This window comes from Streptosporangium sp. G11 (assembly GCF_051192615.1).
GTDB lineage: Bacteria > Actinomycetota > Actinomycetes > Streptosporangiales > Streptosporangiaceae > Streptosporangium.
In genome coordinates this window covers 1-12,716 of sequence record NZ_JBPJUQ010000129.1, presented here as the reverse complement: position 1 = coordinate 12,716, position 12,716 = coordinate 1, and the positions used below count along the sequence as shown (strand labels likewise).

Sequence of the window (12,716 nt, the reverse complement as noted above, 5' to 3'; positions counted from 1 at the left end):
GAACGAGCACTCGGGCGTGGCAGGAGCCCCAGCCGGCGTGTCGCCGACCCGGCGAACGTATGTGGTTACCGCACTAGCCACATCATGGATGTGAAGAAGGTGGCGGCCTTCATCGTCGCCTACCGCAACATCATCGCGATGTTCACCATCCTCACCGGTGTCCACGGACGCGGCCAGATCAGCCAGTGGTGACGGCGACCTGCACGAGTGCCTCCGATCGGTTCAGATGCGCTCGTGCAGGTCGGCTCGTCTCAGTTTGGATCAGTGCGTTCCAGATGAGCCAGAGCTTGTGCGGTGCTGAGGTCAACGATGTCCTTGTTGTCGGCCCAGCGTGCGAACACGGTTTGCGCGGCGGCTGCCATCTCATCCGGCAAGCCCACAAAACGCAGCGTTTCAGCGACTTCTCGCATTTCCGGACCCCACCGCCACGCGCGGGCGGCCACACTCGGCAGGTAGTCCGGATCGGCGAGCGCAGAGCCGCTCATCCTGCCCGCTTCGGCGCGTAGTTCTTCGGTGAGGTCATACTGTGCGGCCAGGGCGTAGGAGACGGCGGCGAGTACTCGGCTGGCCTTTTGGAAGGAGGCAAAAGCCATCTTCAACGCGGACGCGCGCCCGACCGGTCCATCAAGGACGATGGACTGCACCGCCGTATCGGTGAACAGCCGCGAGATCCTGGCCGTCTCGTCATCGGGGCCCGCCAGATACAGCCGCGCCGAAGCGGCTGGACCGGGTGGCGGGCCGATGATGCTGGCGTCGACGACGGTCGCGGCGGGCAGCAGGGCGATGATGCGCTGCAGCCGCTGCGGGCTGATCGCGTTGGCCTCCACGTACACGCCGTCATACCCCGTATCGGCGACCTGCGCGGCGAGGTCTTCAGCCGCCGCCGGCGGGCACACCGCCAAAACCACCCGCGCTGCGGCGAGGGCTTGGCCGAAGTCCTCGACGGCCTCCAGGCCGGCGGCGTCGGCCCGGCCGACGCTGGCGGCGCTTCGCCCCGCCGAGCACCACAGCAACCGCTCACCCGACCGGCGTGCCTGGGCTGCGACCGCAGCTCCCATCTGACCGGGATGTAAAACGAGCACGGTCACTCTCGCCCCTCCAAGGCCAGGTTCGCAGGGGTGCGGCAGAACGCGTCGATCTCCTCACGCACGCTCAACGCCAGCGGCGAGTTCGCATACGCCGGGCGTGCCAGTTGGCTGCCGAGATGCCCTAGCCGCCGGGCGACGCTGTCGGTCCGTCGCCGCGCACCCAAACTCAAGACGGCCTGGACGACGTCCGCGGTTCCGTCGAGCTCACCGCGAGCCAGCCGTGCCGCGGCCAGGTCCAGCATCGCCAGGCACTGCTCACCGATGCGACGCCGCTCGGGCGGGGTGGCCTCATACCAGCCCACCGCGGCGGCGGCCAACCGTTCAGCTTCCCGGTAGCGGCGCTCATCGCCACCTCCCAGCCACAGCTGGCAAGTGGCCGCGTAGAAGGACTGTTTAGCTTCGGGAAAGATCAGCATACCGCCGATCTCGTCGTCGCCGCAGACCTGCTCTCGGGCGTGGTCGGCGCGGCGCAGTGCTTCGTCGGCGGCCGCAGCGTTACGCATCCTGGCATGAGCGCGCGCTTCGAGCGCGGCCAGCCGGATGCCGGAGGTACCGGATTCGGGGGTGTAATCCTGGGCTGAGCGGGCCAGCGCGACGGCGTCAGCGGGCCGGTCATCCCAGTAGGCGATCAAGCTCTGGGTACCGACGACCCAGCTGAGCAGCCAGTGGTGCCCGGCCAGTTCCGCACACAACCGCGCGGTGCGCGCTTGGGTCTCTGCAGCTGACAGGTGCCCGAGGTCGAAGGAGGCGTTGGCCAAGATGCCGCACAGCACCCCGGCAATGAGATAAAGATCGCGGGTTTGGTCAGGGTATTGCCGTCCATCCAGGAGAACGAACGCGCGGTCACGCAAGTGTTTCACTTCCACGAAGGTCGGCGCGACGGGCCGGTTGGGATAAGTGGTGACAATGCGCTGGATGTCGGCGCGAAACTGATCCACGGTGTGTGGCCCGACGTTGGTCTGCTCGGCGCGGCTGATGAAGTCGGCCGACTCGCGTGCGGCTGCCATCACCAGATCCCGAGAATCTGGCGCAGGAGTGCGGTGGGTGTCATCTGTTTGTCCATCCCCGATGTGTGGTGCTCTTGTCGCTGTGGGCAGCGCCAAGACGTGCTGTGATGAGACATGCTGTGGTGAGTAGTCGGTGCTGAACCCCAGCTGGACGGGACCGGTGCGAAACAGGCGGCAGAGCAGGTCTTGGTAGTGACGATCAGGGGTTGTGGTGGCCTCCCATTCACGCCAGGACCGCTCGACCAAGCCGCACCGTGTCCCTTCGCGCTGGGACACCTCATGAACGCGGCGGACCGCCTCCTCCACGGTCCATCCGGCAGCGAGCCGGAAAGCCCTGAGTGGCCGGTGCCCGCAGCAGCCGCGGATCCGTTCGGCGATTTGGCCGATGAGGACGAAGTCGAGCGGGTCAGCGTGAGGGCTCAGAAGCTCTAGCCGGAGGCGATGAGCGCACTGCAGATCATGTCCGCTCGTTCGTCGTGCGCCCACTGCCGCTCTCCCGCCGGTCGCCGATTCCACAGCCATGGTCGTATCGCCACCGTATGCCGCCGTTGCTGCCAGTGTCGCGCTCGCGCGCACGACAGGGCAGTGCGGATGCTCCTCCGTCACCGTGAGCGCGATCCTCCGCGCCACCCAACGGAGGATGATCTTCCAATGGTGGAGTTTCCTCCTCCGGGGCGGGTGGAGGGTTCTCACTACCGTCCGAGGGCGGCCGGGGTCATCTTTAGACCTTCAACGCCAGCGTGGAGGTGATGAGCACGTGACTGCCGGGAGAAGGGGGCCACTCCACAGCGGTGCTTCTTCGCATCGCATCCTGCCCGGGAGGGTATCGGCGGCCGAGGACTTCGGAGGCTGCGGATCCGTCTGCTCGGGCAATGAGGTTCTGACCGCGAGGTCGCCGTTTCGCCCCTTTCCAGGGCCCTGTCAAGAGGCGTCACTTCCCGCACAGCCCGAGGCGGCGGCCCAGGCCCGGCGCCTGGTGGGTGCTGCCCTGCACCGGTGGCGCCTGCCGCAGTTGATCGACAACGCGCAGCTGCTGACGTCTGAGCTGGTCACCAACGCGGTTACGGTGGCCGGCGCCGAGGCCTCGTCCTGCTCGACTCCTTTCCCCGACACCGCGCACCGGCCCGTGGTGGGCGTGCGCGTCCAGCGCACCCGAACCCGAGTACGGCTAGAGGTGTGGGATCCCGACGCGGCGTTGCCGACCCCGGCCCCTGTCCCGGGTGCACTGTCGCCCGAGGATGACGATGACTTCGCGGAAGGAGGGCGCGGGCTCGCGCTGGTGGAGGTCATCAGCGCGGACTGGGGCATCTACGACGGCCCGCACGGCGGCAAGGTCGTGTGGTGCGACCTGATCGTCCCGCCATAGGAGTACGCACACCAGGGTGCTCGAACGCATCCGCCAGGTCTGCCCACGATGCCTTCTGCGAGCCAACGGCCGCTTGAGCCTTGACGATCGATGCACGATGAAGCCAATGGTGATCACCATGACGGACCAGCTCAGTGAAAAGGAAGCATCCTGCGCACTCTTGATAGGGCCTCACCGACCACTCCCCTCGACATCAACAGGGCAGCCGTGACCATGACCGACACCGGTCGCGTCCGAGATGCGGTGTAAAAGTAAACGAGCGTAGGTTGCCGTGCTGAACCGACCAAAGTTCGCACAACGCAAGGACCTACGCTCGTGGCACGCACACTACCGCCCGTTCAAGCCATCCGCGCCGAGATCGATGCCCTGTTCACCGAAGGCCGTGACCTGGTCGAGGTCATCGAGGACATCGCCCGACTCGGTGCCCGCCTAATCATCCAGACCGCCGTCGAAGCCGAGGTGGACGCCTTCCTCGGCCGCACCCGCTACCAACGCGCCAACGCCGCCACCCGCAGCGACGAGACGCACGCCATACGGCCCGGTCACCGCAACGGACACTGCCCCACCACTATCAAGACCACCACCGGGCCGGTCACCATCGCCCGACCCAAACTGCGCAACACCACCGAAGCGTTCGCCTCCCGCCTGTTCGGCACCGGCGTGACCCGCACCCACGCGCTGGAGACCCTGGTCATCGCCTCCTTCGTGCGCGGCCTGTCGGTCCGCGACGTCGAAGCGACCCTGGCCGACGCGCTCGGCCCCGAAGCAGCGCTGAGCAAGTCGACGGTCTCGACCATCTGCCAGGCCATCGTCGCCGAGTACGACACCTGGTGCCGCCGCGACCTGAGCGGAGTCGAGCTGGACTACCTGTTCTGCGATGCCTCGCACTTCAAGATGCACGACGGGCAGCGCGCCGAGCCGGTCCTGGCCGCCTGGGGCATCACCACCGAGGGCAAACCCATCTTCGTGGGCCTGGCCCCGGCCGCCGCCGAGTCCACCGACGCCTGGCACGACTTCCTCACCGACCTGGCTGAACGCGGCCTGCGCCCACCGCTGCTGGTCATCTCCGACGGCGCACCCGGTCTCATCACCGCTGCCGAGCAGGTCTTCCCGGCCTCCCTGCGCCAACGCTGCGTTATCCACAAATGCCGCAACGTCCTATCGAAGGTCAGCGCCGGCGATCAGGCCGAGGTCAAGGCCGCCTTCTGGAACATCTTCGACCTCAGCGGCCTGGAGAACGACGACAAGGAGATCGAGCCGGGCCAGAACCTGGTCACCCGCATCCAGGCACGCATCGACGTCTTCGCCGATACCTGGAGGGCGCGCTACCCGGCGGCGGTCAAGAGCCTGCTGGCCGACCGCGCCTCGCTGACGACCTATCTGCGCTTCCCACTCGAGCACCACAAGCGCATCCGCCACTCCAACTTTATCGAGCGCACCTTCGGCGAGACCCGCCGCCGGGCCAAGGTCATCGGCCGCTTCCCCGGCGAGACCAGTTGTGTCTCGTTGGTCTGGGCGGTGCTGGACCGCGCCGCCCGCGGCTGGCGCGGTTTCACCATGACCTCCAAGGGCCTGCGCATCCTGCAGGACCTGCGCCGAGCCCTGCTTGCCCCGCCCAGCCGGCTCCGCCCGACAAACACCCCGGCCACCGACTCGACACCCGAGACGGCGGCTGCCTAAGATCAGCCCACGGCACCTACCTCGTCGAGCCTTTTACACCGCTCCGAGGACGCGACCCCGACACCAGCTCGCCGTTACACAGGCCTACTCTCCTGCCGTTGATCGCCGATCATGTCAGCGCCCGGCGCAGCGAGATCATCCAAAGTCTCGCCGACAGCTTGAAGGAGGCCACGGGGCGGACCTTGCCCGTGCAGGAGGCGGCTCGGCGCTGCGACGTCATCCCCGGCCTGATGCACCAGTTGCTGCTCCCTTTGGCGGCCGCAGGCATCGTCACGCTCAGTCCAACAGACCATGTCACGCTGACCGAGCTGGGGGCGGCGCTACACCGCGACGTCCCGGGCCCCATGTGGGATGTGGTGATCCAGGGCGCTGGGCTTGCCTCATGGCAGGCGACCTCCCAGCTCGCCGAGGTCGTCCGCAGTGGCCAACTGTCTTTGCCGGGCGGGCAGCGGTCCCTGTATGGGTACGTGAAGACTCTCCCCACCCCCGAGGCCGTCCGCTTCCAGCTGGTCGCCTTAGCCCTCGCGGCCGAGGATCTTTCCCGCACGCATACCGTCGTCGACGTGGGCGGCGGATCCGACACCATGCTGGAGACCATCTTGATGGCGCACCCGCACCTGGGCGGGGCCCTGCTGGATCTCCCGCACGTCGCTGAGCGCACCAAAGCCACCTTGGCCCGGCGCGGGATGGCCGACCGGTTCCGGGTCCTGGGCGTCGACTTCTTCGAGGACGTCCCCGTGGTGCCCGTACGGCCCGGCAAAGTGGTGTACCTGGCGGCCGACATCCTGCCGCACTGGAGTGATGAACACGCGCTCCGCCTCCTCACGCGCATTCACAACGCCATGACCGGGACCCCAGGCTCGAGCGAACTGTGGTGCGTGGCCAGATTAATGTCTGATGCCCACGAGGAGGTGCGCACGCTCGGGTCCTTTGAGGACGTCCACAAACGCACCGCTAACGAGTACGCCCTCCTACTGGAGAAGGCCAGGTTAGTGCCACAGCGCATCAAATCACTGCCGAGCGGCGTGCACCTGATCATCGCAACTGTCTGATGAGCCCGGCGTCCGCAGCTCAGCGCGTCGCCTCCACACCAGGTGGAAAGGCTAGCGGTGCCGAGCGGCTTCGGCTCTCCGTGCGTGACCGGCGCTTCCTCGTCATGGTCGGGCTCACGGGCAGGCTAGGGCGCTCCGCATTCCGGGCAAGCGGAATCTCGCAGGGCGGACCCTGGGTGTGAAACCCGTGCCACCAGCACAAAAGCGAGAATGATGACCGATCTGACCAAGCTTCAGGCCGCGCGGCTCGCGGCGTTGCAACAGTCTTACCCCCGATGGCACCTTGCCTACGACTCTGATTTGAGGTGCTGGATTGCCACAGGGCACGCGTCTCCCGATCAGCGAGAATACGCGGCCGGTATCAGGCAATATATTATCCGCTTCTCCCCAGAACGCCTCGGGGCCAGGCTCAGTGAGTACGTCGAGACGTTGCATCGGCTGCGCGGCAGTAGTCACAACTTCACTTCCCTTCACCCTTGATTGGGGCGCTGATATTGCAATGGAAGCCGCCCCTAGGGGCAGAGCGGTTGACTCCTATCTCGGCATGCGCCGATCTGCCACAGCACATGCAGATCTCGCAACAAATAGCCAGCCACTCCACATGTCACGATAAACCCTAACCCGTTGGTTTCAATAGGTTCGGTGAGCTCAAAACCGACATTAGGAAAATGTTTTTCGCACTCACGAAGGCTTTCCTCTCATGAGAAACCTTAGAAGAAGGCTGGAATCCCGCGAAGTTCTGTTGGGAACTTTGATCACCTGGGATTCCCCGGAAGTGGCGCTGACGCTCCAGAAGGCGGGGTTCTCCTGGTTTTTCCTCGACCTCGAGCATTCGGCCCTCCTTGACCTCAAAAGCGCCCAGAGAATCATGGAGGTGCTTCAGCCCGCATCCTATGTCGTGATCCGGGTTCCTGATGATTCGGAGACATGGATCAAACACGCACTGGACACAGGGTGCAATGGAATCATCGTGCCTCATGTGTCGACGGCTCAGCAGGCACAGAGCGTCGTGGAGCGGGCGAAGTATCCGCCGTTGGGCAAAAGAAGCATCGGCATCGCCAGAGCTCACGGCTACGGCACACATTTCGCGAAGTATCTGCAGGAGGCAAACGACCGCGTCGCCGTGATCGCTCAAATAGAAGACACGGAAGGCGTCAACAACATTCACGATATCCTGGACGTCCGAGGCATCGATGCGGTCTTCATTGGACCGTACGATCTGTCGGGCACTATGGGGATCCTCGGTGATCTCGCCCACCCTCTGCTGACCGAGGTAATCGGCCGTGTCCGCACCGCCTGCGAGGAGAGGAAGGTTCCCCTGGGCATCTTCTGCCCCAACGCCGCTGCCGCCCGAAAGGAGATTGACCGCGGCGTGATGCTGATCGCTGTGGGATCGGATGCCGGCTACACGTTCGCGGGAGGTGCCGCCGCGTTATCGGAACTGCACCATCGCGACTGACCGGTGACAGCTGCTGCCGCTCTTTCCGACCGCCGCACCGGCCCGGTCACAGATGTCGCTGCTCACGTCACTACAGAGGCCAGGACCACCTCCCCCCACACTTCCACTGAGGGATCATGATGCCCGACCTGCGCGTGGGAACCTACAACCTCCGCGACGGCGGCCTCGACAACGGGTCGCCTGAGCGGCTGCGCCGCCAACTGGCCATGCTCGCCGCCGAGGAGTTAGACGTCCTCGGGCTGCAGGAGCTCAAGGGGCTTGAAGCCCATGGCTGGGAGCTTTTGTACGACGCGGAGGACACGCTGGGGATGCGCAGCTTCCTGGTGAAGTCGGCGCATCACGGCTGTCACCTGGCCACGTTTCTGCGTCCCAGCCGGGTGCGGGTGCTGCGAGAGCGGCATGAGCATGGTCCGTACTGGCACGCGCTGGTAGGCCTGCAGTGCCTGATCGACGGCCAGCACGAGGTGGATATCGCAAATGTGCATCTGGCTCCGGGGCGCCCTGGGTTTCGAAAGCTGGAAGCGGAGAGCGTCGGCGCGTGGGCGAAAGGAGCGCGATCACGTGGTGTGATCGTGGTGGGCGATTTCAACGCCGCCCCTATCGATCATGAAACCACTGATGACGCTGGTGGAAAGCTCGATCGCCGTGCGGCATTAGAGCTCGCGCAAGCAAAGCTGATCGATGTCGGCGCTAGGTGGGGGATCGCACGCCGACCGTGGGGCATGACCGGCCGGGAGCGGAGACCTTCGTGTGCGACCGGCTCCTCATCAGGTTGTCGGGCGAGGCGATCACCCACTATGAGGTGATCATGGAGAAGACCCCGGACTCCGATCACCGACCAGTGACGGCGGACATGGCCTGCCACCACAGCGCGGAGTACGGCAAGCTGTCGCGTGAGCCCGGCTTTATTGCCGTTTGTTTGACCAAGGCGCCGCCCAGCAGCCGTTGACCACAGAAGATCCAGTTCCAGGAAAGCGTCGAGAGCATCAGAGTGCGCATGAACCGTGTTTCTCCTGACAAGCCGATCCTGCTGGTGGTGAGCGGACCACCGGGATCGGGCAAGACCACCTTGGCCCGTCGACTCGCGCAGCAGGTCGGCTGGCCGTTGATCTGCCGTGACGAGATCAAGCAAGGGCTGGTGCACGGTGCTTCCGTGGTCGACCCGGACAGTGATGACCTGCTCAACCAGCAGACCCTGAGGGTGTTCTTCGACGTCTTGGGGGTGATGCTCCGAGGTGGGGTGAGCATGGTCGCCGAGGCCGCCTTCCAGGACCGGCTGTGGCGCCCTGGCTTGCTGCCATTGACAGATCTCGCGGCCATTCGCGTGGTCCGCTGCGTGGTCGACACCGCTGTCGCCTGCGAACGGATCGCCTCGCGTACGAAGACGGATGTCCATCGGGTCGCGCACGCCGATCACGAGCTGCTGGCGGCGATCGCCGCAGGAGAACACCGGCTGGGCTCGTTCGGCTGGATCGCTTTGGACGTGCCGACACTCACGGTGGACACCACCCGGGGCTATATACCCTTTATGTCGGACATCGCCGGTTTCGCTACGGCCCCTGCCAGGCAGGTTCTGTGACCTTCCGACCGCTGATCACGACCCTCGCTGCACCGGCTGAATGAGTCCGGCCGGATCCCCGCAGCGCACGGGAACCGATCGTCGTGACCAATGTGGTCATTCTGGCTGAGGTGCTAAGGCCAACCGGGTAATGCGCGCGCCGGGACCGCGCCGGCCGTGCGGTGCTCGGCGGCTAACGTCGCGTCGTCTATCCGCCCCATTGTCCGCAGGTGGGCAGGTTCGGGTACCCCGACGTATGACAGGCGGGCGCGGTGAACGCGGTCGCTTCTCCGGCTGTGACCAGCTGACCGGATGGGTTCTGGCACAACCGCTGGGCGCCGCCGCCACAGGCAGCGCTCGCCAGGCTGAGCTAAAATCGGCGCACGGCAGCAGACCGGCCGTGAGCAGCCTGCCGGCTGAGGATTCCAACGACGCGATGGCGCATGCCCTCATGCGTACAGCCCCTGGCCACACGCCACAGGATCCTCACCGGGAGCAAGGATGACCCAGACCGACTTGACATTGCAGGCTGCCGCCCGGATCGCGGGCCACGTCCGGGAATTGCGTAAGCTCTACCCCACCGGCCTGGGGGACCTGAAAGTCCTGCGCGCCAGCCGCGGGCAGAAGCCGGCGTTCGAATGGCCTGACTGGTGCTGGCTTCCCATGGGAGCCGCCGCCACGATCGTGCAGCAACGCGGCCTGCGCCATTTGGCCGATGCCGCCCGGCTGGCCGCCGTTGGCCAGTGGAAGCTGCACAGCCGCAGCATCGTGATCCCCAGCGCGGAGGTGGTCAGGAGCGCTGAGCCCGGTATCCCTGGCTACTTTCACGACGTCGATACGATGGAGATGGCCATTCCCCGCGACCGGCTGCTGGCCGAGCTCGGCGCGGCCTGTCACTACCTGGTCACGCCGTTCTCCATGCCGGTCGAGCACACTGGCTCCTGGCTCTATGGCTCCTATATCCACTTGGAGTACGACAAGGACGCCGGCCGTACCGAGCTGCGGCTCCTGCTGGACTTCGGGACGGGCTGGGACGGGCTGTACCCGGTGTTCACCCACGCCGACCAGCCGAGCCTGCTGTGGTCGGCCCACGACATCGTCTCGTCAATCACGGACGACCTCGCGCATCTGCCTAGAGCCGCTGAATCGTTCGCCGAGACAATGCGCACGTACACGTGGCTGGCATGGCCGCTGGTTGGGTCCCTCCTCGATGAGCACGCTGTCTTGATCGGTCCGTCCCTTCTCGGCGATGAAAGCTTGGACGTGATGGTGAGGGGTGCCCGAGTATGGGCATTGACTCATGATCATGATGAGGGCCTGCCGCTGCCGTGACCGGTTTCACCACGCTAGGGGCGGGCCTTCCCACCCCGCCCCCGGGGCAACGCCGGGGGAACTGCGGCCCCGTGCCCCTCAACAGGGGACAGGCTGCCGCCTACCTGTCGTACTACGGCAGGATGAGTAAGTGTGAGGAAGTTCGACGTCGAAAGCACTCAAGTCACCATGCGCATGGCCGCATCACTGGCGGGGATCAACGCCGATGATGCGCAACTGGTACGGCTGGGGGAAAACGCGGTATTTCGGCTCGCAGGCCAAGCGGTGGTGGCCCGGGTGGCCCGGTCGGCGAAACAGCGTACCGATGTGCAGCGTGAGCTGCGCTTGGCCGACTGGCTGGCGGCCCATGACATTCCCGTCGCACGTCCCGTGGTCCCTGACGTGGTCGAAGCAGATGGCAGGCTCGTGACGTTCTGGGAGGAGATCCCCAGCCCGCGCGCTTCCACCCCTAAGGAACTGGGGGCGGCCCTACGCCGATTCCACGCCCTGTCTCCTTCGGCCGAGCTGGGATTGCCGCGTATCGATCCGCTGGCGCGGGTGCAGGAGCGGATCGCCGCCGCGCGGGCCTTGAGCACCGCGGAACGTGATGCGTTGATCGGCTATGCCGTGGTTGTCGGGCAGGAGTTCGCTCATGCTGTCTTCGATCTGGAGATGAGCATGGTGCACGGGGATGGGCATGTGGACAACCTGGTGCGTGGGTCCAATGGCCGCTTGGCGTTCGTTGACCTGGAGGAATGTGCCTACGGCCAGCCGGAGTGGGATCTGGTGCTGACCGCGATCGAGCGTGATTGCGGCTGGGTCACTGCTGAGCAGTACGAGCAGTTCAGTCGCGCTTACGGCTATGACGTAACCACCTCGCCGGGGTATGAGGTATTACGGCGGGTGCGGTTGTTGAGGATGACCAGCTGGCTGGCGCAGAAAGCGGCGGAGTCGGCCGAAGTGCTGGCCGAGGTCCGTCATCGGATCCGGACATTACAGACTGATCAGGTGGAGCTCAGCTGGAATGCCTACTGAGAGGCCGCCGCTCAGAAGGCGGGTCAGGCGGACGTTCGCAAGGTAGCAGCGACCCGGCGGCGCAACAGCTCGGTTTGGGGACCAGGACGGCTGGTCGAGGCGTTCCTCAGTACGCGTAGGTCGTCGGTGAGCCGGCGCGAGCGGATCCGCGGCACTGCCTCTAAAACCGGGCCGATGGTGGTGGCCGCTTCGTCGAGATCGCCGTGCAGGAGCTGCAAGGTAGCCAGCTTGGTCAGGTCGAAGGCGTGAGAGCGTGCCGCTTCGGGCCCATGAAGCCGAGAGGAGGCGTCGAACAGGCTGATGGCGCGATCGAGGCATTGTCCGTGCATGGCCAGGTCGAACAACGCGTGGCCGCAGTCACCGGCGAGTTGTCCCGCGGTGTAGTACCAGATCCAGGGTGGGTCTTGGGCGGTGTCGCGATGGCCGAACATGGTCTCGGCCAGGCCGATGTGGCGCAGGCAGTCGGTTCGGTGCCCCAGTGCGCCGTGAGCGCGCGCGGTAACGACGTGGACGGCGGTTTGAACGGTCGCGCTCAGCTGGTCGCCGGCGCTGCTGGCCAGGCGCATGAGGTTGAGGCCGTCGTTGGGCCGGTTGGTGTAGGTGGCTTGTCTTGCCATGTCCATCAAGATGTTGACGCGGGTGGGCCAGTCGTCGGCTTCGGCTGCCATGTCCAGGGCGAACAGCCAGCAGCGCCGCGCGGTGGCGTTGTCGCCGGCGTCGAAGGACATCCACCCGGCGACCTCGCCGAGCCGGGCGATGGCCGATTGTAGGGCCCGCCGGACCTGCGGGGTGATTGAGGAGGTTTGGTGGAGTTGCCGGGTCCATTGCAGTTGGGCGATGACCGCGTTGCGGTTCAGGCCGCCTCCGACGAGGAAGTCCCAGTGCTCGAACAGATCGGTGGTCTGGTTGATGTGCTGGACGTCGTCGTGGCCCACCCGGTCGGGCACGGTGGTGTCCGGCTGTATCCCGGACAGGATGTTTCCCGCGCGCGTTTGGAGGGCTCCGAAGGATGCCAGGCTGGCCAGCGGTACCAGGTCATGTGTGAGAGCGCCGTCGTCGACGGCCAGCTCGCTGGAGGGGGCCGGCGGCGGGTGGGCAGAGCTGGTGCGGCGGCTGTAGAAGCCCAGGTCGGCATCAGTGGATACGCCGAAGTGGCGGCG

The 12,716-nt window shown here is 65.8% G+C and carries 13 protein-coding genes; 9 read left to right on the top strand and 4 right to left on the bottom strand.

Annotated features, from left to right (window positions below; genetic code table 11):
• A partial coding sequence (locus ACSDR0_RS46525; protein WP_435295402.1) for a hypothetical protein occupies nucleotides 1-192 on the top strand: 192 nt, incomplete at its 5' end.
• Nucleotides 193-251: 59 nt separating this feature from the next.
• Here the strand turns inward: ACSDR0_RS46525 and ACSDR0_RS46520 are convergent.
• Nucleotides 252-1,088: a DUF1932 domain-containing protein gene (locus tag ACSDR0_RS46520; RefSeq protein ID WP_435295401.1), complete on the bottom strand. Its 837-nt coding sequence runs from the start codon at nucleotides 1,086-1,088 to the stop codon at nucleotides 252-254.
• The gene (locus ACSDR0_RS46515; protein ID WP_435295400.1) at nucleotides 1,085-2,095 is read right to left on the bottom strand and encodes a hypothetical protein; all 1,011 of its coding nucleotides are present in this window, start codon (nucleotides 2,093-2,095) and stop codon (nucleotides 1,085-1,087) included. Before ACSDR0_RS46515 ends, ACSDR0_RS46520 begins: the two co-directional genes overlap by 4 nt.
• A 520-nt stretch (nucleotides 2,096-2,615) precedes the next feature.
• On the opposite strand from ACSDR0_RS46515, the gene ACSDR0_RS46510 reads away from it, so the two are divergent.
• From ACSDR0_RS46510 to ACSDR0_RS46490, 5 genes are all read left to right on the top strand, one after another.
• Nucleotides 2,616-3,461, top strand: coding sequence for an ATP-binding protein (locus tag ACSDR0_RS46510; RefSeq protein ID WP_435295399.1), 846 nt, complete (start codon nucleotides 2,616-2,618; stop codon nucleotides 3,459-3,461).
• Between the two features lie 315 nt (nucleotides 3,462-3,776).
• The gene (locus ACSDR0_RS46505; RefSeq protein WP_435295398.1) at nucleotides 3,777-5,141 is read left to right on the top strand and encodes an IS256 family transposase; all 1,365 of its coding nucleotides are present in this window, start codon (nucleotides 3,777-3,779) and stop codon (nucleotides 5,139-5,141) included.
• Between the two features lie 98 nt (nucleotides 5,142-5,239).
• Nucleotides 5,240-6,193 (top strand): methyltransferase, encoded by a 954-nt coding sequence (locus ACSDR0_RS46500; protein ID WP_435295397.1) that lies wholly within the window; start codon nucleotides 5,240-5,242, stop codon nucleotides 6,191-6,193.
• A 700-nt stretch (nucleotides 6,194-6,893) separates the two neighbouring features.
• A complete protein-coding gene (locus ACSDR0_RS46495; RefSeq protein ID WP_435295396.1) occupies nucleotides 6,894-7,652 on the top strand; it encodes an HpcH/HpaI aldolase family protein in 759 nt (252 codons plus the stop codon).
• A 116-nt stretch (nucleotides 7,653-7,768) separates the two neighbouring features.
• Nucleotides 7,769-8,458 carry an endonuclease/exonuclease/phosphatase family protein gene (locus ACSDR0_RS46490; protein ID WP_435295395.1) on the top strand — a complete coding sequence of 230 codons (690 nt, stop codon included), beginning with the start codon at nucleotides 7,769-7,771 and terminating at the stop codon, nucleotides 8,456-8,458.
• A 25-nt stretch (nucleotides 8,459-8,483) separates the two neighbouring features.
• Here the strand turns inward: ACSDR0_RS46490 and ACSDR0_RS46485 are convergent, their stop codons facing one another.
• Entirely contained in the window at nucleotides 8,484-8,651 is a 168-nt protein-coding gene (locus tag ACSDR0_RS46485; protein WP_435295394.1) for a hypothetical protein, read from the bottom strand.
• Between ACSDR0_RS46485 and ACSDR0_RS46480 the strand changes: the two genes are divergently transcribed.
• From ACSDR0_RS46480 to ACSDR0_RS46470, 3 genes are all read left to right on the top strand, one after another.
• On the top strand, nucleotides 8,650-9,231 hold the full coding sequence (locus tag ACSDR0_RS46480) for an AAA family ATPase (RefSeq protein ID WP_435295393.1): 582 nt from the start codon (nucleotides 8,650-8,652) through the stop codon (nucleotides 9,229-9,231). The genes ACSDR0_RS46485 and ACSDR0_RS46480 overlap by 2 nt on opposite strands.
• 480 nt (nucleotides 9,232-9,711) lie before the next feature.
• Nucleotides 9,712-10,542 (top strand): hypothetical protein, encoded by an 831-nt coding sequence (locus tag ACSDR0_RS46475; protein ID WP_435295392.1) that lies wholly within the window; start codon nucleotides 9,712-9,714, stop codon nucleotides 10,540-10,542.
• Nucleotides 10,543-10,674: 132 nt separating this feature from the next.
• Nucleotides 10,675-11,556, top strand: a complete 882-nt coding sequence (locus tag ACSDR0_RS46470) for a phosphotransferase enzyme family protein (protein WP_435295391.1) — start codon at nucleotides 10,675-10,677, stop codon at nucleotides 11,554-11,556.
• A gap of 23 nt (nucleotides 11,557-11,579) precedes the next feature.
• Here the strand turns inward: ACSDR0_RS46470 and ACSDR0_RS46465 are convergent.
• Nucleotides 11,580-12,716 (bottom strand): hypothetical protein (locus ACSDR0_RS46465; RefSeq protein ID WP_435295390.1); only part of this gene is annotated, 1,137 nt, incomplete at its 5' end.